Genomic DNA, 20,048 nt, shown 5'->3' with positions numbered 1-20,048 from the left:
TTGTCAGCATGCAGTAGGAATTTGACTCGGTGAACCTTCGACATAGATCCGGTACATCGAACGTTTTAATTCACTGTAAATCGGCCGAAAGTTGAATGTCACTGATGATTTTTAACCTACCCCGCTACATCGGCCGCTTCGCCCCCTCCCCCACCGGCCCGCTGCATTTCGGCTCCCTCGTGGCAGCGATGGCGAGCTACCTGGACGCGAAAGCGCACGGAGGCACATGGCTGGTGCGCATCGAGGATATTGACGAAGCACGCACGGTTCCGGGGTCGGCGGAATCGATTTTGCAAACATTGGCGGCCTTCGGCATGCTGCCGGATGACGAAGTAATCTGGCAAAGCCATCGCAAGGCGCTGTATCAGCATGCACTTGAACGTCTGCAAGACCATACCTATCCCTGCGGCTGCACACGGCGGGAAATTGCCGATTCCCGGACCAGCTTCGCCGCCGACGGTGCGGCTATCTATCCCGGCACCTGCCGCAGCGGGCTGGCACCAGGCAAGGCGGCGCGTACTTACCGTTTGCGCGTTCCCGACGATGCGAGCGGGCGCATTTGCTTTCCGGATCGCTGGATGGGCGAGGTATGCCAGGATCTGGCATTGGAGGTGGGCGACTTCGTCCTGAAGCGCGCGGACGGGTTCTGGGCATACCAGCTTGCGGTAGTGGTTGACGACGGTGACCAAGCCGTAACGCATGTGGTGCGCGGGGCAGACTTGCTGGATTCGACCCCGCGGCAAATCTATTTGCAGCGGTTGCTGCAATTGCCGACACCGGCGTATCTGCATGTGCCTGTCGTCGTCAACGAGCGAGGGGAGAAACTGTCCAAGCAGACCGGCGCGCGGGGATTGGATCTGGCAAATCCGCTGGATGAACTGATCGCGGCGGCCCGATTTCTGCAGTTGCAGGTCGAGGGTGCCTCCTCGATCGGGACATTTTGGAAGACCGCGATCCCGCTATGGGGAAAGCGGTTTCCGATTCGGTAGTGCGTCGCCAAGTGCGTTCGGAACGGTTTTGCACCGATTCCCGAATGCCGGATCAGCGTTTCGGAATGCCGCCCAGCAGCGCCGCGACTTTAGGTTTCTGCGGCTTTGTAGACGGATGCTCACCGCCCACGTCGGCTTCCGATGCCGGGCTTTGCTGGGGCTCATAGGGCTTCAGGAACCACGGATCGACTTTCTCCTTGCGCCCGCCATAGCCACCGTTTCCACGGCCGTACTGCGATCCCGTGCTTTGGCTCGTCGGCGCCGGGCTGGAAGGTGCATCGTCGCGTCGCGGACGGCGTTCAGCGGCGCGTTGCGGGACAAAACCGGCCAGGTCAACCTTGGAAATCGTGTGCTTGATCAGCTTTTCAATGTCCACCAAGAGGCGGGTGTCTTTGTCGGTGTACAGCGAGATCGCATCGCCCGACGCACCGGCGCGTCCTGTGCGTCCGATGCGGTGCACGTAGTCTTCCGCGTTATACGGCAAGTCGAAGTTGATCACGCATGGCAGTTCGGCAATATCCAGTCCGCGGGCAGCGACATCGGTGGCCACCAGTACTTCAATTGAACCTTGCTTGAACGCCTCGAGCGCCGCCATCCGTTCGCCCTGGGTTTTATCGCCATGGATGGCTGACGCTTTCACGCCTTCCTTTTCAAGATGGCGGGCCAGGCGCGAGGCGCCGATCTTGGTGTTGGAAAACACGATGACCTGCTTCAGACCGCGCTGGCGGATGATGTGCGCGACCGCATCACGCTTGGCCTCTTCCTCGACTTTGTAGAGCACCTGCGTGACGTTGTCGGCGGTAGCGTTGCTGCGCGCCACTTCGATCGTCACCGGATTCTTGAGGAAGCTGGAGGCAAGCTTTTTGATTTCGGGCGAGAACGTCGCAGAGAACATGAGGTTCTGCCGCTCTTTCGGCAACAGGTTGATGATCCGCTGCAAGTCCGGCAGGAATCCCATGTCGAGCATGCGGTCGGCCTCATCCATCACCAGGATTTCGGTTTGCGACAGGTTGAGGGTCTTTTGCTGCACATGGTCGAGCAGACGACCAGGCGTGGCGATGACGATCTCTACACCGGCCCGTAACGCGGCGGTCTGCGGCGCCATGTCCATGCCGCCGAAAATCACGGTGGAACGCAGGGGCGTGTAGCGGGAATAGGCTTTGACGTTGTCGGCGACCTGGTCTGCCAACTCGCGCGTCGGCGTCAGGATCAGTGCGCGTACCGGATGCCGCGCGGGCGATGCGCTGTTATTGGCATTGGCCAGCAGCAATTGGATGATCGGCAAAGAAAATCCTGCTGTCTTGCCCGTACCGGTCTGGGCGGCTCCCATCACATCGCGTCCCTTCAGGACGACCGGGATGGCCTCGGCCTGAATCGGCGTTGGATGGATATAGCCTTGGTCGGCAAGCGCACGCAAAATATCGGGCGACAGTCCGAAATCTTCGAAACGAACGGCCGGAGCGGTATTTTGCGCGGGTGCTAACGAGGTGTCTGACATAGTATCTATTGGTTTGACCGATTGACGACGGCACCGATGGGCGGAGGCGGACCGGTAGCGCTTGGTAACGCTGGAATGCCGGTCGGCCATGCCGTCGCTGGGGCGGCGACCGCAACCGTCTGTAGTTGCGTTTAAGAAATCTGCAGAAGCAGCCTGAAATCGCTACTTCCCAATTGAACAGCCAGTCATTATACGCTTCCGCTGCCTGATCTATCACATCAGGCACTTCCCCGCATCTGGCATCGCGTAAGTTGCCCGTTCTGACCGCCTGCGGAGAAAAAAATTGCATCCGCCGCAAAAAACCTTGGCGCCTCGGCGCCTTCTTCGCACGGCGATTGCAGCAGACCAGCCGGAGTTCATTTCCCGCATTGCCTAAAGCAGCCATCGTGCAGGAAGCTTTTATTTAGCTCAACCAGCGGACGGCAAAAAATATTCGGGCGGAACACGATGTTAGAATGCGCTGTCCATCGCCCGGGCATTGACGCGGCAGTGCCTGTCCCCATCGACCAGCATGCTTCGGTGCATGTGTTGCGGTGTGTTTGTCACAAACCATCGTACCGACGAATTGAGAATATCCCTTTAGCGCCCATGCGTATGACTCACGAAGAGCGTCAACAGATGATTGTCGAGGTACTTGCGCCGGCGTCCGGAGGCGCGACCGACGCTGGCGGAATCGCGGCGCGCACGCTCTGGTCATGGGAGCGGGTCGCCTTTCATCTGACGCCGCTGATCGGTGAAGCCGGCTTTCAATCCCTGTATGCCCGGGCTGTTCATCTTGCACTTCCGCAATGCTCGGGTTTGACGGCAGCTAGCCCGGCGCAATCCCTTGGATCGCTGTTCGAAAAACTGCAAAAAGAATTAGAACAGATGGACGCATTAGATGCCGCGCGCACAAGCAAGCTCGTGCTTGCTACCTTTACCGAGCTGTTATCAACGCTGATTGGGGAGTCGCTCACTTCCCGCGTTTTGCATTCGGCCTGGAATGACAAGCCAAACACTATCAGTGGAAAGGATTTCCGGAAATGAATGACAAGGTGGTTTTAGGCAAACTGCCTACCGGCGTGCCCGGACTGGATACGCTTCTGGGCGGCGGTCTTACCGAATTTTCATTCAACGTCATTGCAGGGGCACCGGGCAGCTGCAAAACGACGCTCGCTCACCAGATCATGTTTTCGCTGGTCGGCCAGCATCGCAAAGCATTATTTTTCACCGTCATCGGCGAACCCCCGCTCAAAATGCTGCGGTATCAGCAGCAATATTCCTTCTTCGATATCGACAAGGTCGGATCCATGATCCGGTACGTGAATCTGTCGGACGACTTGAAAAACGACGGATTCAGCGGAGTGCTGTCGCGCATTCTCAACGAAGTGGCCGACTTCCAGCCCAGCCTCATCTTCGTTGATTCGTTCAAGTCGGTGGTACACACTGCCAAATCCGGCAACGAGGGTATCGCGGACATCCAGCAGTTCGTCCAGACATTGGGTATTCAACTCGCCACCTGGGAGGCGACGACGTTCCTGATCGGGGAATATCCGAATGCGGAGTCCGAAGCCAGCCCGATTTTCACCGTGGCGGACGGCCTGATCAGCTTGTCCCAAAGCCTGCACGAGAATTATGTCGTACGCAAAATCCGCATCGTGAAGATGCGCGGCCAAGCTCACCTCGATGGTTTGCATACCTTCCGCATCAATGACGATGGTTTGCGAGTCTATCCCCGTGTGCTCCAGCCCAGCCGCAGCGAGCAATCGACAAGGATGGACGTCAAAGCGCCCCGGGTCACCATGGGTAATACCGAACTCGATGCGATGTTGTGCGGAGGCCTGCCAAGGGGATATTCGCTGCTGGTCGCCGGGCCATCGGGCTCGGGCAAGACAGTGCTTGCGACGACCTTCCTGGCCGAAGGCGCGAAGAATGGCGAGCATGGCCTGATTGCTTCGCTGGAACGAAGTATTGCTCAGGCAATGACCAGTCCGCTGGCTGAGCTGGTCCGTTCCGGCCAGATCACGGTCATGGAGAACCGCTCGCTCGGACTATCGGTCGAGGAAGTGGTCGACAATCTTCTTCATGCCATCGACATGCACCAGACCAAACGACTGGTCATTGATTCGCTCTCCACCCTGGAACTGGTCATCGCTCCCGAATTCCGCCACAACTTCCTGGAAGCGATGTATCGCATGGTCGCCAACCTGACGGCGCGTGGCGTCACCGTATTGATTACGACCGAGCCCGCGGCACAATACGGCGAGACCAAATTCGTCTCGTCGGACAAGGCATTTTTGACGGACGCCGTCATCGCATTGCGATTCTTCGAAAGCGACGGCGATCTGAAACGCATGATCATGGTGCCGAAAGTGCGGGGCTGTGTACACAGTACGGAAATAAGGCAGTTCACAATTACCGACGATGGCCTGGTGATCGGCAATACCTTGCGGGGTTATCAAAACCTTTTTTCAGGTGAGGCGACGAAGAAGCCCCCTGTTGTCGACGAAAAATAAGCGAAGAACATATCCATGACTGATGATGGCAGGCGACGCTCTACCCCGGACGACCAAGCCGTCCCGGTATCCACTGGAATGGAAGAGGCTGACTTAAAAATTCGACCTGACGGTAATCGGCTCAAGGACGCCATCGACAATCTGATTTCCGAAGTCACCGCATCGAACGATACCCAACAGGCGATCACTACACTGGAAAATCTGGTGTCTCAGCTGCGCACGGCTAACCAAAACCTGGTATTGGCGACGGTCAAGGCGCAGACATTGCGTGACGAAGCTGAGGCAGTCAATCGCCGCCAGAATGAGTTTCTCGCTATGCTGGCGCATGAGCTGCGCAATCCGCTTGCCCCGATCAGCAACGCCGCCACCGTCCTGGAGCGAATCACCGCTGCCCATCCCTTGTTGCCGAAGGTGCATAACGTTTTGAGCCGGCAGGTGCAACATATGGCGCGCCTGCTCGATGACTTGCTGGACGCTTCGCGGGTCAGCAGCGGCAAGATCAGCCTGCAAAAACACGCTGTCTCTCTCGCCGACATCATCGAACGCGCGGTTGAGGTCAGCCGCCCACTGATTGATAAGCGCTCTCAGCAATTGACGATCAGCGCTCCATCCGATGCATTGATCATTGACGGCGATCTCGTGCGGCTTGCCCAGGTGTTTTCGAATCTGCTGATCAATGCGTCCAAATACACGCAGGATGAAGGAGTGATTGGCCTCACCGTAGAACAGCATGGCGAAATTGTAAGCATCACTATTTCAGACAACGGCATAGGTATCACGCCGGAAGTGCAACCCTATATTTTCGACCTGTTCACACAAGGCCCCCGATCGCTGGCGCGTACCGAAGGTGGATTAGGCGTCGGACTGACGGTAGCGAAAAGCATCGTCGAAATGCACGGCGGCGGCATCACTGTGAAAAGCGACGGACCCGGATGCGGCAGCAGTTTTCGGGTCACCCTGCCCGCCCATGCCATCGCACCATCGGCTTCGACGCAATCGGCACGTCAGTCGGCGCAGCCGGGCCGATATCAGATTTTGCTCGTGGAAGACAATCTCGATGCGAGCGACACGCTCAAAATGCTGCTGGAACTCGAAGGCCATGTGGTCGATACCGCACCCGACGGCTTGCGTGGTCTCGCGCTGGCCACAGCGGCGCATTTTGACTTTTTGATCTGCGATATCGGTTTGCCGGGCATCGACGGCTTCGAACTCATCGCACAGCTCCAGCAGCGCCGCGACCAGCCAATGCCTCGGATGATCGCGCTATCGGGGTATGGCCAGCCGGAAGACCGGGCCAAGGCATTGCATGCCGGATTTGACGAGTATCTGGTCAAGCCGGTGGATGGGCAGCAATTGCTGCGGGCTGTTTCATCGCTGGCGGCACCGTTTTCTGCAGGTGTGATTACCTAGAGTTATGGGTTGGTCGCCTGACATCGTGCGGCATCGAGCACGCCACAGGTCGAGGAAGAAATGAAAAAGGGTTAGCTTCCGCTAACCCTTTTTGTATGTGGTGGGCCTCCCGTGAGTCGAACACGGCACCAACGGATTATGAGTCCGCTGCTCTAACCAAGCATGAGCTAGAGGCCCTTAAAGTCTGTATCTATCCAACTGCGTTACAACCCGGCTCAAGCCGCGACGAACGCCGCCCAAACCAAAGTTGCATATTGTACTCAGTTAGATCAGCTGCCTTCAAGGAAACTCTTCAGCTTGTCGGAGCGCGAGGGATGGCGCAGCTTGCGCAGGGCTTTCGCTTCTATTTGCCGGATCCGCTCGCGGGTGACGTCGAATTGCTTGCCGACTTCCTCCAGCGTGTGATCCGTCGACATTTCGATGCCAAAGCGCATGCGCAGCACTTTTGCTTCGCGTGGTGTCAGCGAGTCGAGGACATCCTTAACCACACCACGCATGGATGCATGCAGCGCCGCATCGGCCGGGGCCAGCGTGTTGTTGTCTTCGATGAAGTCGCCGAGGTGAGAATCGTCGTCGTCGCCGATCGGTGTTTCCATCGAAATCGGCTCTTTCGCGATCTTCATGATCTTGCGGATCTTGTCTTCCGGCATTTCCATCTTGATCGCCAACGTCGCCGGATCCGGTTCAGCGCCAGTTTCCTGCAAAATCTGGCGCGAGATGCGATTCATCTTGTTGATGGTTTCGATCATGTGGACCGGGATACGGATGGTGCGCGCCTGGTCGGCGATCGAGCGGGTGATCGCCTGGCGAATCCACCATGTCGCATAAGTCGAAAACTTGTAGCCGCGACGGTATTCGAACTTGTCCACCGCTTTCATCAGGCCGATGTTGCCTTCCTGGATCAGGTCGAGGAACTGCAAGCCGCGATTGGTGTATTTCTTTGCGATCGAAATCACCAGGCGCAGGTTGGCCTCGGTCATTTCACGCTTGGCCTTGCGCGCCTTCATTTCACCGGCAGCCATCTTTTTGTTGATGTTGCGGAGATCGGGCAGCGGCAGGACGACGCGTGCCTGCAGATCGATCAACTTCTGCTGCAGTTCCTTCACCGTCGGCACGTTACGGCCGAGGATGGTGCTGTACGCCTCGCCGGAGGTGACTTCGCCGTCGATCCAGTCGAGATTGGTTTCATTGCCCGGGAAGGTTTTGATGAAGTGGGTGCGCGGCATGCCGCACTTGTTGACCACGACATCGAGGATCTGCTTCTCGATATGCCGCACTTCATCGACCTGGCCGCGCAGCGTGTCGCACAGCTTTTCGACAAATTTGGCGGTGAATCGCATGCTGAGCAATTCATTGGAGATCGTTTCCTGCGCCTTGACGTAAGGCTTGGAGTTGTAGCCTTCCTTTTCATAGGCCTTGCGCATCTTGTCGAACTGGCTCGAGATTTCGCCGAATTTTTCGAGCGCGTCTCGCTTGAGCTGTTCAAGCTGCTCGGCGGAGAAACCGGCCGCGCCTGATGCGTTGCTCTCTTCTTCTTCCTCTTCGCCTTCTTCGTCTTCGTCCTCGTCTTCTTCGTCAGCGGACGCGGCAGGCGCTGCGGCAGCGATGGTCTGCTCCGGCGCATCCATGTCGACCATGCCGTCGACGATCTCGTCGACCTTGATTTCGTCTTTCTCGATGCGGCTTGCGGCAGCGAGGATTTCGGCGATGGTGGTCGGGCAGGCGGAGATGGCCTGGATCATGTCCTTGAGGCCGTCTTCGATCCGCTTGGCGATCTCGATTTCGCCTTCGCGCGTCAGCAGTTCGACCGAGCCCATTTCACGCATGTACATGCGCACCGGATCGGTGGTGCGGCCGAAGTCGGAATCCACGGTGGACAGTGCGGCTTCCGCAGCGGCTTCGGCGTCGTCATCGCTGGCAACCGTGGCGACGCTGTCGGACAACAGCAGACTTTCCGCATCCGGCGCGTGTTCGTAGACGGCGATGCCCATGTCGTTGAACGTGCCGATGATGCCGTCGATGGCTTCCGGATCGACGATGTTTTCCGGGAGGTGATCGTTGATTTCCGAATAAGTGAGAAAGCCGCGTTCCTTGCCGAGCTTGATCAACGTCTTCAGTTTCTGGCGCCGGCGCTCAAGCTCCTCTTCGGTCGCTTCGGTGTCGGACGAGAAAGCATCCTTCAGCAGCGCCTTTTCCTTGGCCTTACGGTCTTTTGCCTTGGCCTTGTCTGCGGCCTTCAGTTCGGCGCGCTCAACGGCGTTCAGTGCTGCAACTTCGTCGTTTTCGGGCTGGAATTCCTTCGGCTTGCGTCCGCGGCGGCCCGGCACCTTTACCGAAGGCAGGACGTAGCTGGACGTATCGATCGCCGCCAATGCGGCGGCGTCGGTAGTCTGGTTGACCGCCATGACTTTCGCTTCGGATTTCGGCTCGACCTTTGCCTGAGCCTTGCTAGGTTTGGCGACGGTCGTTGTTTCGGTTTTCTTGTTTGTCACAGGAGCTTTCAGTTTCTCGGAAGCCGGCTTCGCACCGGCTTTGGATGAAGGGTTAGCCTTGGACGACGGTACTGTATTCACCGGTTTCGCTACGGTCTTGGCGGCTGATTTCGTCGCGGCTTTACTTGGCGTTTTTGCCTTGCTTGCGGGTTGGGCAGCAACGGAGTTCTTGACGGCAGGCTTTGCCATCGACTTGCCCGAGGCGGGTTTAGTTGCAGCCGATTTAGAATTTTTTGCGTCTGGAGTGGTTTTCGCGGTTTTTTTCATTGCGTTCGCCATGGGATCAATTCCAACTGGATTGCTCTCATTGCGCAACAAAAGTGCGTATGCGGAGCCTATGAATACATTTGTGCTTCAACCGGCTTGGTAGTCGCCCGCGCGATTATCCCGAACATCCCGACTTGGAATTCAATTCGCCAAACGAATTACTCTAAGGCCTTGAATCAAAAGCTTTAAATAATAACACAGCGAGCAATGTTGCTCCAACTCAAAGCTGTGCAATCCTTAAACAATGCGGTCAGCGCGTCACGTTTTCGACCTCTGCCTGACGCCGGAGTTGCTCTTGCTGCTGGAACAGTTCGCGATAACGGCCGCGTGCTTCCTCGGTTCCCAAGCCGGATGCCGCCAGCGCATCCATTTCTGCTTTCAATAATTGCATTTTAGTCTGCCGAATCGCACCGGCAAGCTCCAAACGCGACGTGGCGATCTCGGACTCCGGTTCTGCGGCAACTTCGGCGATCAAGGCATCAAAATCACCGTTTCCCATCTTTAATTGCTGCGCGAGGGCAGCAAAGTTGGCCTGTGGCCCCAGCGCCCGGCAGGTATCAATAAGCTGCTGCAGCATCGCGCTGTTGTCTGGCGAGAGGCTGATGATCGCGTCGATGGCGGCCTGGTCCAACTCCGACGCTAGCGCCGGATGCACAACGAGAAGCCGGATAATCTGACGCTCAAGCCCCATCGGTGGCGTGCGCTTGGTGCGTGGCGGCGCAATCTTTGTCCGTGCAACCGGCTGCGCCAGTTCGAACAAGGCTTCTATTTCCGCAGGCGTTGTCTGCGTCATTTGCGCGAGGCTGCGCACGATTTGCAACCGCAAAGCGGACGGCGGCATCGCCTGCAGCATGGGTTTGGCATCAAACTGCGCCTTGGCACGGCCTTCGGATGTCTTCAAATCGGTATCTGCCGTAACTTCCTTCAGCAGGAATTGCGACAACGGCATCGCGTCGCGTATCTGTTGTTCAAATGCATCAGCACCCATTTCACGAACGTAGCTGTCGGGGTCATGTTCGGGCGGAAGGAACAGGAATTTCAGGGTTTTATTGTCCGAAGCATGCGGCAAGCAAGCATCCAGTGCTCGCCGTGCGGCGCGCCGGCCAGCCGCGTCGCCATCAAAACTGAAAATCACCTGATCCGTTTGCCGCAGGAGCTTCTGCACATGGGTCGGCGTACAGGCCGTGCCGAGCGTTGCAACCGCTTGCGGAAATCCCAGTTGGGCAAGCGCCACGACATCCATGTAACCTTCGGTCACCAGCGCATAACCGGCTTCGCGAATCGCCTGACGAGCTTCAAACAGGCCATAAAGCTCACTTCCCTTCTGAAATAAGGGTGTTTCGGGGGAATTCAAGTATTTCGGCTCACCACCATCCAGCACTCGCCCACCAAAACCGATCACCTGCCCTTTGGTATTGCGAATGGGAAACATGATGCGATCACGGAAGCGATCGTAGCGCTTGCGCGGCCCGCCGTCGTCGTCGCCTTTTTCGATCAGCAAGCCTGCCTCGACCAACTGCGGTGCGTCGTAATTCGGAAACACTTGCCGCAGGCTGTCCCAGCCGTCGGGCGCATATCCCATTGCGAAACGTGCTGCAATTTCTCCGGTCAGCCCGCGCCCCTTGAGGTAGGCAACTGCATGCTGGGCGCCTCGCAGCTGCTGGCGGTAAAAATCGCAGGCTTGCGTCATTGCGTCCGACAAGGCAAGGCTTTTCGCCTGCACTTCCGCGCGTTGGGCGGGCGGCAACCGGTCTTGGTCGGGGACCGTCATGCCGACATTCTGGGCAAGATCCTTGACCGCCTCGACGAAGCCAAGTCCGGAATATTCAATCAGGAACCCGATCGCCGTGCCATGCGCGCCGCAGCCGAAGCAGTGGTAGAACTGCTTCGTCGGGCTGACGGTAAAACTGGGAGATTTTTCGTTGTGGAATGGGCACAAGCCCATGTAGTTGGCGCCGCCCTTCTTCAGTTGCACGTAGCGGCCTACCACGTCGACGATATCGACCCGGTTGAGCAGATCCTGAATGAAGGATTGTGGAATCACAGCCGATGATCAGCGCGCGGCGCTCTCCTAAGCCATATCAAGATTTTGACAATGCAGCCTTTACCAGCCCGGAAACCACCGTCATATCGGCCCGTCCTGCCAGTTTCGGCTTCAGCACGCTCATGACCTTGCCCATATCTTGCGGTCCGGCCGCACCAACCTGCGCCACCGCTGCGGTGACTTCGGCCTGCATTTCTTCGTTGGACATGGCAGCCGGCATGTAGGTCGACAATACGGAAAGTTCTGCCTTTTCGATATCGGCCAAATCTTGGCGACCTCCAGCCTCGAACTGGCTGATCGAATCCTTGCGCTGCTTGATCATTTTTTCAATGATGGCAAGGACATGGGCGTCGGTCAGCTCGATGCGCTCGTCGACTTCCTTCTGTTTCATCGCTGCCGTAAGCAGGCGGATGGTGCCGAGCTTCGCGGTATCCTTGGCGCGCATCGCGGCCTTCATGTCTTCGGTGATTTGTTCTTTCAGGCTCATGCAAGCTCCAGATTCGACGAATATCGATAGATGTGAGGGAGAAACCGATTATTACAAGGCGGACAGAGGTGGGCATCCATTGCTCAATTAGCACATGGATCCCCCGTCCGTGACCGGGTGAAAATCGGAGCCGTACAAGGCGGAGCAGGACGCCGGGATAAAACAGTCTTATCGGTGCCGCAACGCGCTTGCTTTGCGGTACGGACGTGCATAAGCCAGCTTGCATTGCAGGCTTAGCGATAGGCCCGCCTACGGATATATCCGGCTCTAAACGCCAAAACCCGCTGCGGCCAACCGGAGCGGGTTTGCATTTGACCGCACATCTGGTGTGCGGTCGGAAATCAGTACAGCTTTTTCGGCAATTGCTGGCTGCGGATGCGCTTGTAGTGGCGCTTCACTGCAGCGGCGAGCTTGCGCTTGCGCTCTGCGGTCGGCTTTTCGTAAAACTCGCGCGCACGCAACTCGGTCAACAGACCGGTTTTTTCAATAGTGCGCTTGAAGCGACGCATGGCAACTTCAAACGGCTCGTTTTCTTTAAGGCGAATTGTGGTCATGTAAACTTAAACCAAGGTTTCAGGGAAAGACGGCGAGTATAGCAGCTTAAGATCCCAAAGCAAAGAAAATTGAGCGGCTTGTTGTGAGCGGCACTGCGGTCGGCGCAGACACAATATTATCGTTATCAAACCGCCAATCCCGCGGCAACGCCGGATGCCCATGCCCACTGGAAGTTGTAGCCGCCCAGCCAGCCGGTGACATCCACCGCTTCACCGACAAAGTAGAGCCCCGGAGCCTTGTTCGCCATCATGCTTTGCTGCGACAGTTCCCGTGTGTCGACACCCCCGAGCGTCACTTCGGCCTTGCGGTAGCCTTCCGAGCCGTTGGGCTGCAAAGTCCAGCGGTTCAGCGAACTGCCGAGGCGGCGCAGTTCCTTGTCCGGCATGTCGGCGATCCGCGCGTCGTGGCGGAAACCATTGGCACCCAGCCAGCCGTCGGCCAAGCGCGCGGGCAGCCATTGCGCAAGAAGGTTGCCGAGATTTTTCTTCAGCACCGATTTGCCTTCGATCAGCACCTCGGCGACATCCATTTCGGGCACCAGGTTCAGGGTGAGCGCGGCTCCCGGTTGCCAAAAACTCGATATCTGCAAGACGGCCGGCCCGGATAGGCCGCGATGGGTGAATAACAGGTCTTCCCGAAAATGGCCGCGAGATTTCTTCTGGCCGGTTTCGATGTCGACTTCCAGCGCCACGCCAGCCAGAGGTATAAACGGTTGCCAGCCGGAAGCATCGAAGGTGAGAGGTACTAACGCGGGCCTAGTCTCGACCAGTTTCAAACCAAACTGTTTCGCGACGCGAAATGCAAAGTCGGTCGCGCCGATTTTCGGGATGGATAAGCCACCGGTGGCGATCACGACGCTGTCGGCCTCGATGATCCCGGCATCGGTATCAATACGATAACGTTCGCCGCTTTTGCCGATTGCCTCGACCTTGCACGGCATGCGCCAGGCGACATTGCCGGTGGCGCACTCGGCCTTCAGCATGTCGATGATTTGTTCCGCCGAATCGTCGCAGAACAACTGGCCTTTGTGCTTTTCGTGATACGCGATGCGATGGCGTTTCACCAGTCCGATGAAGTCCTGCGAAGTGTAGCGCGACAACGCGCTTTTGCAGAAATGCGGGTTTTGCGACAGGTAGTTCTGCGGGCCAGCATGGAGGTTGGTGAAGTTGCAGCGGCCACCGCCGGAGATGCGTATTTTCTCGGCAAGCTTCGTCGCATGATCGATCAGCACGACCTTGCGGCCACGCTGACCAGCGACTGCGGCGCACATCATTCCGGCAGCGCCCGCGCCGATTACTGCAACATCAAATTGTTTCGCCATGGCTTGTGGGGTTGAAAGCAAGCCGCGATTCTATCGTGTTGGTGATGGGCAGGTGCGCGCTCGTGATTAGTTGCTTGCACTTAATGGCACCGGCTGCGCGGAAAAAGCTTCCGCACATCGAACAACATCGCCAATGACGATGATGCTCGGACTGGCCAGTCCGGAGGCAGTCAGCGCTTCAGTCAACTCGCCGAGCGTCGTCACCAGATGCGCCTGGGATGGCAGACTGGCGGCATGGATGACCGCTACCGGTGTCGACGGCGCCTTGCCGCCTTCGATGAGCGCATTGCGGATATCGCCGCAGCGGGCGACACCCATGTAGATCACCAGCGTCAGATCCAGCTTCGCCAGGGCGGCCCAATCCGGATTGGACGCGGCATCCTTGCCATGGCCGGTGACGAATACGGCGCCCTGGCTCCAGCTGCGGTGTGTCAGCGGGACGCCGATCGCCGCCGGGGCCACCATGCCGCTGCTGATGCCGTTGACGATACCGACATCGATACCGGCGGCCTGCAAATGGTCGCGCTCTTCGCCGCCGCGTCCGAACATGAAGGGATCACCTCCCTTGAGCCGCACGACGCAACGTCCGCTGCGGGCTTCGCTGATCATCAGCCGCTCGATGAATTCCTGCGGCGTCGATCGGCAGCCGCCGCGTTTGCCCACCTGCACTATGCGCGCATCCGGCCGTGCATGCGCCAGTATGGCGGGATTGACCAGATCATCGACGAGGATCACATCGGCGAGGCCAATGGTTTTCGCCGCCTTGATCGTCAGGAGTTCCGGATCGCCGGGGCCGGCGCCGACCAGATAAACCTTAGCGTGCACTGTCATGGTGAGAAACTGTCCGGTTGCGAAGTTCTCTTGCAACATGCAAACAATGTTCCACCTGCTCAACGATGGGCGCCGGTATGGGTTGCATGCCTTCCAGCGCCTGGCGAATCCAGCGTGCCGTGGTAGGTGCATCACTACTCTCCGGCAGCGGCGGCATTTCATCGACCGCTGCCTGCTTCTCCACCAAAATGGTGCATGCGTGTTCATGGAACCATTGGATCTGCTGCGCGCGCTTGGGATTGGCGACGGTCTCGCCTTCGGTACCGCGCATCAGGAAGGCGTCACCGCGTTCAGGCGGCACGGCGGTGGTGAAGTAAGCCGACAGCAACTCAAGGTATTCGGGATGGGTATAGGACGTCAGCCGCAATGCCGGTCCGGCGAAGGGTTGCATGATCTTGACCAGCGTATGGGTGGAATTGCGCACTCCCAGGATGCGCCGCAACGACAGCTGATGCGCCATGCGCGGCGCCAGCGCGTCGATCGGCATGAACACCGGGCGGCGTTCGGCGAACCCGGCCTGTGCGTCCGCTACGTTGCCGGCGAACGGCAGGCCGAGTTCGGACAGGATTTCCGCCGTCGTTACCCGGCCAGGATCGGTAGTGACGCCGTGCAGCAGTACCGGCACGCCCTCCCGCGCAAGCAGAAGAGCCAGCAGCGGCGTCAGATTGGGCAGGTTGCGGGAACCGTTGTAGGTGGGAATGACGATAGGCGCGTAGTCGCCGGCGGGCGCGTCCAGCGGCTTGAACGATACCTCGGCCGCGTCGAGGAAGCCGGCGATTTCATCCACCGATTCCCCCTTGATGCGCATGGCCAGCATCAGCCCGCCCATTTCCAGATCGGACACGCGGCCGTCGAGCATGGCGGCGTACAGTTGGCGTGCGTCGTCGCGCGAGATGCTGCGCGCGCCTTTTTTGCCCCGACCGATCTCCTTGATGAAGCGGGCAATCGGGAACGGGTCGGAGTGAATGGTTGATTCCATGAGCAAGCGATATCCAAAAACGGGTTCCCGCGATGATAATGCTACGCGGCCGCCTTCGCCGACATCCGCTGGAAAATCATTTTTTTTACCTCCGGCACGCATGAGCCGCAATTGGTTCCGCACTTCAGTTTTTCTTGAAGGGAAGCAAGTACCGCTTCCGGCGTGCCACGGTTGATCCAATCCTGCCTGTCGAGGGCTTCGCCGATATCGATCTCGCTGACATTGAAGCAATTGCACACCACCCGTCCACGCGCCTTGAAGCCTTTCGGCGCCTGGGACGACGGCATCAGGAGCATGCGGCCGAGCGCGGACACCGGCTGGTCGCCCTGCAGGTATTCCTTCAACCAGCGTTCGGCGGAAATATCGCCGGCAAGCGTCACTGCCCTTAATTTGCCTTCATCAAGCAGGATATGCCGGGCATTTCCGCGTCGCGGATCGTCGTAACGCAATACGCCGGCGCCGACGATGCCAAACCGGGTTTCGATTTCCTTTACCAGTTCGGCAGCGGCGGGATAGTCATCGGCGGCGCGGAACAATACACCGGTCTTGTCGCGGCCGAACAAGGTACAGGATGCATAGGCGAACTGGCGCATGTACGGGCGCATTGTCGCCTGCAGGTCGAGCGCCTCTGTCTCGTCCACCCATCCAAAGACCAGCAATTGCCAGGGCAGCTCCGCTTTCAGGACTTTTACCGCGGCATGCTTCAGTTCGGGCTGCTTCGAACTCGGATCGAATGCCGACACCGTCAACGCATTGACGCCGCACGTTCCTCCACCCTCATGGCCACGCCCCGACACATATTCTTCGCCCCAATGCATGCCGATGAATGCCTGCCCCGAACGCATGTCATCGCCGGCGATGGCCGGCAGGATCTGCGTACCGCGCCGGCTGGTGACATGCACCAGGTCGCCGTCGGCGATCAGGCGCCGGTCCATGTCGATCTTCGCCAGCACCACTGCCGGTTCCGATGCATGGGAAAACAATTGGCCGACCGTGCCGGTACGGCTCATGCCATGCCATTGATCGCGCAGGCGCCCGGTGGTAAGACGGAACGGAAAGCGCGCATCGATGGCTTCGGCAACCGGTTGGTAAGTTGTGTTGACGAACTTCGCCCGGCCGTTTGCCGTCGGAAAAACGCCGTCTTCATACAATCGCTTCCTTCCTTCGGCCGCGCCTTCAGGATAAGGCCATTGTTGCGGCCCCTGCTCTTCCAGAATCCGGTACGACAGGCCGGTGATATCGAGATCGCGCCCTCGGGTGGTTTCGCGATGCTCATTCCAGATTTGCTCCACGCCGGTGTACGGGAACAGCGTCTTGTCCTTGCCGGTCAAGCGTTCCAGCCGCTGCGCGAAGTCCACAACGATTTCCCAATCGTGGCGCGTTTCCGCGGGCTTCGGCAGTACCGGCTTGAAGCGGGTGATCCGCCGCTCGGAATTGGTGACCGTACCTTCCTTCTCGCTCCAGGTGGTGGCGGGCAGCAGCACGTCCGCATAGTCGACGGTGACGGTGGTCTTGTAGGCTTCCTGCACGATCACCAGCTCCGCCTTGCCCAATGCTTCGCGTATCAGTTTCTGGTCGGGCATCGACTGGGCGGGATTGGTGCAGGCAATCCAGATGATCTTGATCTCGCCGGCGCGGATGGCCTCGAACATTTCGACCGCCGTCTTGCCCGGCTTGGCGGGCACGTCGTCGATACCCCACAGTGCGGCGACTTCGGCGCGGTGCTGCGGGTTGTTCATGTCGCGGTGCGCCGAAAGGAGGTTCGCCAGTCCGCCGACCTCCCGTCCGCCCATCGCGTTCGGCTGGCCGGTGAGCGAAAACGGCCCGGCGCCGGGCTTGCCGATCTGGCGGGTGGCGAGGTGCAGATTGATCAGGGCCGCGTTCTTTGCCGTACCGGATGATGACTGGTTCAGCCCCTGGCAGTACAGGGACAGCGATGCTGCCGACTCGGCAAACCAGCGCGCTGCGCGGATGAGATCCTGTTCGTCGATGCCGCACACGCCCGCCACATATGCCGGGGTGTACTCGCGCAGGGTCCGCTTCAACTCCGAAAAGCCTTCGGTATGCGCATCGATGTACGCGGTGTCGATCAGGTCTTCCCATAGGCAGATGTGCAGCATGCCGTTGAAGAGCGCTACATCGGTGCCGGGAAGAATTGGCAGGAACAGGTCGGCTTCGCGTGCGGTATCGGTGCGGCGCGGGTCGGCGACGATGACTTTCAGGCCAGGGTTGATCTTCCTTGCATCCTCGATGCGGCGGTACAGGATGGGATGCGCATACGCCGTATTGGAACCGGCGATGAAAATCACCTGGGCGTGATCGATGTCCTCATAGCATGCCGGCGGCGCATCGGCGCCGAGCGTCTGCTTGTAGCCGGCCACCGCGCTCGACATGCACAGGCGCGAGTTGGTGTCGATATTGTTGGTGCCGATCAGGCCCTTCGACAGTTTGTTGAACGCGTAGTAATCCTCGGTCAGCAATTGGCCTGAAATGTAGAACGCGACGCTGTCCGGCCCATGTGCCGCGATGGTTTCGGCAAAGCGATGGGCGAGATAGTCCATCGTCGCGTCCCATGATGCCTGTTCGCGGCGGTCACCACGGTCGAAACGCATTTCCGGATGCAGTGCCCGGGCCTGCTGCTGCAGCGCGGGTTTCGCAGTCAGATGCAGGGTGCTGCCTTTCGTGCACAAGCGGCCGAAATTGGCGGGATGGTCGGGGTCGCCGCGGACACCGACCACTTTCTCGCCGTCGCTCTGCACGATCACGCCGCATCCGACGCCGCAATAGCAACACGTCGCCCTGGTGTCGCGCAATGAAGTCATGCGGTTTCAGCCTCGGACGACGTGACATTCAGTTCCTGCAAATCAAGATAGACGCGGCCATCCTCGACCTTCACGCTGAACTTCTGCGTGCAGCCTTCATCGGGCGCGGTCGCGCAGCCGGAGTCCAGCTGGATGTTCCAGTTGTGCAGAGGACAGGCGACGCGCTCGCCGAAGACGATGCCCTGGGAGAGCGGGCCGCCCTTGTGCGGACAACGGTCGAGCAGCGCGAAGATCTTATCTTCGCCGTTGCGGAAAATCGCCACGTTTGGCTGCTTTGCCCGGTGAACGACCCGTGCGCCTAGCACAGGGATATCTGCGACGTTGCAGATGGCTTTCCATTGTTGGGACATGAGGGTTCCTTGGGGGTGGGTTTTAACTTTAAGAGGGTGGCAGAATTGGTGTCGACGTAACAGAGCGCGGCCTGCTCCTTCCCCCTCTTAGGGAGAAGGTTGGGATGGGGCGGCCCGCGCAGGGGTGATGAGGTCGAGCAATTGCATGCAAACGCCCGACCTCCCTACCCCCACCCTAACCCTCCCCCTGAAAGGAGGAAGGGACCGGCCTGTGGCTACTTGTTACACCGACAACGGCTCGAACTGCCGCGTATCCACCAGCGCCTTCTCCTTTTCGTGCCACGGGTCCGGTTCGCCGTCGAGCGAGAACAGCAGCCGTTCGTACAAGGCCTTCCGGTTGGCCTCGTCGTCCAGCACCTTTTTCTTGACGTAATCCAGCCCCACCCGCGCCAGGTAATGCACAGTGCGCTCCAGGTACCAGCCCTCTTCGCGGTACAGCTGCAGGAAGGCGCCGGAATATTCCAGCACTTCCTCATGGGTCTTGAGCTTGACGAAGAAATGCGCGACTTCGGTCTTGATGCCGCCGTTGCCGCCGACATAAATTTCCCATCCGGAATCGACGCCGATCACGCCCACGTCCTTGATGCCGGATTCCGCACAGTTGCGAGGACAACCGGATACCGCGATCTTCACCTTGTGAGGCGCATACATCTTCCACAGCGCCCGTTCGAGCTGCTGGCCCATCAGTGTCGAATCCTGGGTGCCGAAACGGCACCATTCGGAACCGACGCAGGTCTTCACCGTGCGCAGGGCCTTGGCATACGCATGACCGCACGGCATGTCGAGGTCCGTCCAGACCGATTGCAGGTCTTCCTTCTTCACGCCCAGCAGATCGATGCGCTGCCCGCCGGTCACCTTCACCGTCGGGATGTTGTACTTGTCGACCACGTCGGCGATGCGGCGCAGATCCTTCGCGGTGGTTTCGCCACCCCACATGCGTGGAATCACCGAGTAGGTGCCATCCTTCTGGATGTTGGCATGGGCACGCTCGTTGATGAAGCGCGATTGCGGATCGTCCTTTGCCTCGTGGGGCCAGGTCGACAGCAGGTAGTAATTGATCGCCGGCCTGCAAGTCGCGCAGCCGTTCGGCGTGCGCCATTCCATGAATTGCATGGTGCCGGCGATCGTCAGCAGCTTGTTGGCCTTGATCGCATCGCGCACATTCTGGTGCGTGTGGTCGGTGCAGCCGCACAGCGGCTTGACCTTGCTGGAGCTGGAGTAATCACCGCCGGCGGTGAACATGATGATCTGTTCCACCAGACCGGTGCAGGAGCCGCACGATGCCGACGCCTTGGTGTGCTTGCGCACATCCTCCAGCGTGAACAGGCCTTTTTCCTTGATCGCCTTGACGATGCTGCCCTTGCAGACGCCGTTGCAGCCGCAGACTTCGGCGGTGTCCGGCATGGCAGCCGCCTTGGTGAATCCTTCGTGGCCGACATCGCCGGGACGGCCGGTATTGGCTTCGCCGAACATCAGCGTATCGCGGATCTCTGCGACATTTTTCGCCT

The 20,048-nt window shown here is 58.9% G+C and carries 16 protein-coding genes and 1 tRNA gene; 5 read left to right on the top strand and 12 right to left on the bottom strand.

Annotated features, from left to right (window positions below):
* Positions 1–95: 95 nt before the first annotated feature.
* Complete coding sequence (gluQRS, locus tag VGU61_RS20530; protein ID WP_326861154.1) at positions 96–989, top strand: tRNA glutamyl-Q(34) synthetase GluQRS; 894 nt, start codon at positions 96–98, stop codon at positions 987–989.
* A 52-nt stretch (positions 990–1,041) separates the two neighbouring features.
* Here the strand turns inward: gluQRS and VGU61_RS20525 are convergent, their stop codons facing one another.
* Complete coding sequence (locus VGU61_RS20525) at positions 1,042–2,487, bottom strand: DEAD/DEAH box helicase (protein WP_326861153.1); 1,446 nt, start codon at positions 2,485–2,487, stop codon at positions 1,042–1,044.
* 594 nt (positions 2,488–3,081) lie between these two features.
* Between VGU61_RS20525 and VGU61_RS20520 the strand changes: the two genes are divergently transcribed.
* From VGU61_RS20520 to VGU61_RS20510, 3 genes are read left to right on the top strand one after another with little or no spacing between them, the layout of a single operon-like run.
* On the top strand, positions 3,082–3,513 hold the full coding sequence (locus tag VGU61_RS20520) for a hypothetical protein (protein WP_326861152.1): 432 nt from the start codon (positions 3,082–3,084) through the stop codon (positions 3,511–3,513).
* The gene (locus tag VGU61_RS20515; RefSeq protein WP_326861151.1) at positions 3,510–4,982 is read left to right on the top strand and encodes an ATPase domain-containing protein; all 1,473 of its coding nucleotides are present in this window, start codon (positions 3,510–3,512) and stop codon (positions 4,980–4,982) included. Before VGU61_RS20520 ends, VGU61_RS20515 begins: the two co-directional genes overlap by 4 nt.
* Before the next feature lie 15 nt (positions 4,983–4,997).
* A complete protein-coding gene (locus VGU61_RS20510) occupies positions 4,998–6,392 on the top strand; it encodes a hybrid sensor histidine kinase/response regulator (protein ID WP_326861150.1) in 1,395 nt (464 codons plus the stop codon).
* 98 nt (positions 6,393–6,490) lie between these two features.
* Here VGU61_RS20510 and VGU61_RS20505 read toward each other — a convergent pair.
* Both VGU61_RS20505 and rpoD read right to left on the bottom strand, forming a co-directional pair.
* Positions 6,491–6,569: transfer RNA gene (locus VGU61_RS20505), tRNA-Ile, on the bottom strand.
* Between the two features lie 92 nt (positions 6,570–6,661).
* Positions 6,662–8,797, bottom strand: a complete 2,136-nt coding sequence (gene rpoD, locus VGU61_RS20500; protein WP_326861159.1) for an RNA polymerase sigma factor RpoD — start codon at positions 8,795–8,797, stop codon at positions 6,662–6,664.
* A gap of 145 nt (positions 8,798–8,942) precedes the next feature.
* On the opposite strand from rpoD, the gene VGU61_RS20495 reads away from it, so the two are divergent.
* Positions 8,943–9,254, top strand: a complete 312-nt coding sequence (locus VGU61_RS20495) for a hypothetical protein (RefSeq protein ID WP_326861149.1) — start codon at positions 8,943–8,945, stop codon at positions 9,252–9,254.
* A 147-nt stretch (positions 9,255–9,401) separates the two neighbouring features.
* Here the strand turns inward: VGU61_RS20495 and dnaG are convergent, their stop codons facing one another.
* The 9 genes from dnaG to VGU61_RS20450 form a co-directional block, all read right to left on the bottom strand.
* The gene (gene dnaG, locus VGU61_RS20490; protein WP_326861148.1) at positions 9,402–11,195 is read right to left on the bottom strand and encodes a DNA primase; all 1,794 of its coding nucleotides are present in this window, start codon (positions 11,193–11,195) and stop codon (positions 9,402–9,404) included.
* A gap of 37 nt (positions 11,196–11,232) precedes the next feature.
* Positions 11,233–11,682: a GatB/YqeY domain-containing protein gene (locus VGU61_RS20485; protein WP_326861147.1), complete on the bottom strand. Its 450-nt coding sequence runs from the start codon at positions 11,680–11,682 to the stop codon at positions 11,233–11,235.
* Between the two features lie 341 nt (positions 11,683–12,023).
* Entirely contained in the window at positions 12,024–12,236 is a 213-nt protein-coding gene (gene rpsU, locus VGU61_RS20480) for a 30S ribosomal protein S21 (RefSeq protein ID WP_005665410.1), read from the bottom strand.
* A gap of 125 nt (positions 12,237–12,361) precedes the next feature.
* Complete coding sequence (locus tag VGU61_RS20475; RefSeq protein ID WP_326861143.1) at positions 12,362–13,558, bottom strand: NAD(P)/FAD-dependent oxidoreductase; 1,197 nt, start codon at positions 13,556–13,558, stop codon at positions 12,362–12,364.
* Positions 13,559–13,624: 66 nt separating this feature from the next.
* Positions 13,625–14,389, bottom strand: a complete 765-nt coding sequence (cobA, locus tag VGU61_RS20470; RefSeq protein ID WP_326861142.1) for a uroporphyrinogen-III C-methyltransferase — start codon at positions 14,387–14,389, stop codon at positions 13,625–13,627.
* Entirely contained in the window at positions 14,373–15,368 is a 996-nt protein-coding gene (ybiB, locus tag VGU61_RS20465) for a DNA-binding protein YbiB (RefSeq protein WP_326861141.1), read from the bottom strand. Before ybiB ends, cobA begins: the two co-directional genes overlap by 17 nt.
* A gap of 41 nt (positions 15,369–15,409) precedes the next feature.
* Complete coding sequence (locus VGU61_RS20460; RefSeq protein ID WP_326861140.1) at positions 15,410–18,190, bottom strand: molybdopterin-dependent oxidoreductase; 2,781 nt, start codon at positions 18,188–18,190, stop codon at positions 15,410–15,412.
* Positions 18,187–18,540: a nitrite reductase small subunit NirD gene (gene nirD, locus VGU61_RS20455; RefSeq protein ID WP_326861139.1), complete on the bottom strand. Its 354-nt coding sequence runs from the start codon at positions 18,538–18,540 to the stop codon at positions 18,187–18,189. Before nirD ends, VGU61_RS20460 begins: the two co-directional genes overlap by 4 nt.
* 222 nt (positions 18,541–18,762) lie before the next feature.
* On the bottom strand, positions 18,763–20,048 hold a 1,286-nt coding region (locus VGU61_RS20450; protein WP_326861138.1), incomplete at its 5' end, for a (2Fe-2S)-binding protein.

The organism is Noviherbaspirillum sp., from assembly GCF_035944575.1.
In the GTDB taxonomy this organism is placed as follows: domain Bacteria; phylum Pseudomonadota; class Gammaproteobacteria; order Burkholderiales; family Burkholderiaceae_D; genus Noviherbaspirillum.
The sequence above is the reverse complement of the archived record's forward strand: the minus strand, read 5'-3'. Positions and strand labels throughout refer to the sequence as shown.

Coding starts and splice junctions, on each gene's coding strand:
- VGU61_RS20475 (WP_326861143.1), bottom strand. CDS start 13,558: ATGGCGAAACAATTTGATGTTGCAGTAATCGGCGCGGGCGCTGCCGGA.
- VGU61_RS20525 (WP_326861153.1), bottom strand. CDS start 2,487: ATGTCAGACACCTCGTTAGCACCCGCGCAAAATACCGCTCCGGCCGTT.
- VGU61_RS20460 (WP_326861140.1), bottom strand. CDS start 18,190: ATGACTTCATTGCGCGACACCAGGGCGACGTGTTGCTATTGCGGCGTC.
- rpoD (WP_326861159.1), bottom strand. CDS start 8,797: ATGGCGGTCAACCAGACTACCGACGCCGCCGCATTGGCGGCGATCGAT.
- VGU61_RS20510 (WP_326861150.1), top strand. CDS start 4,998: ATGACTGATGATGGCAGGCGACGCTCTACCCCGGACGACCAAGCCGTC.
- nirD (WP_326861139.1), bottom strand. CDS start 18,540: ATGTCCCAACAATGGAAAGCCATCTGCAACGTCGCAGATATCCCTGTG.
- VGU61_RS20485 (WP_326861147.1), bottom strand. CDS start 11,682: ATGAGCCTGAAAGAACAAATCACCGAAGACATGAAGGCCGCGATGCGC.
- cobA (WP_326861142.1), bottom strand. CDS start 14,389: ATGACAGTGCACGCTAAGGTTTATCTGGTCGGCGCCGGCCCCGGCGAT.
- VGU61_RS20520 (WP_326861152.1), top strand. CDS start 3,082: ATGACTCACGAAGAGCGTCAACAGATGATTGTCGAGGTACTTGCGCCG.
- rpsU (WP_005665410.1), bottom strand. CDS start 12,236: ATGACCACAATTCGCCTTAAAGAAAACGAGCCGTTTGAAGTTGCCATG.
- VGU61_RS20515 (WP_326861151.1), top strand. CDS start 3,510: ATGAATGACAAGGTGGTTTTAGGCAAACTGCCTACCGGCGTGCCCGGA.
- ybiB (WP_326861141.1), bottom strand. CDS start 15,368: ATGGAATCAACCATTCACTCCGACCCGTTCCCGATTGCCCGCTTCATC.
- gluQRS (WP_326861154.1), top strand. CDS start 96: ATGTCACTGATGATTTTTAACCTACCCCGCTACATCGGCCGCTTCGCC.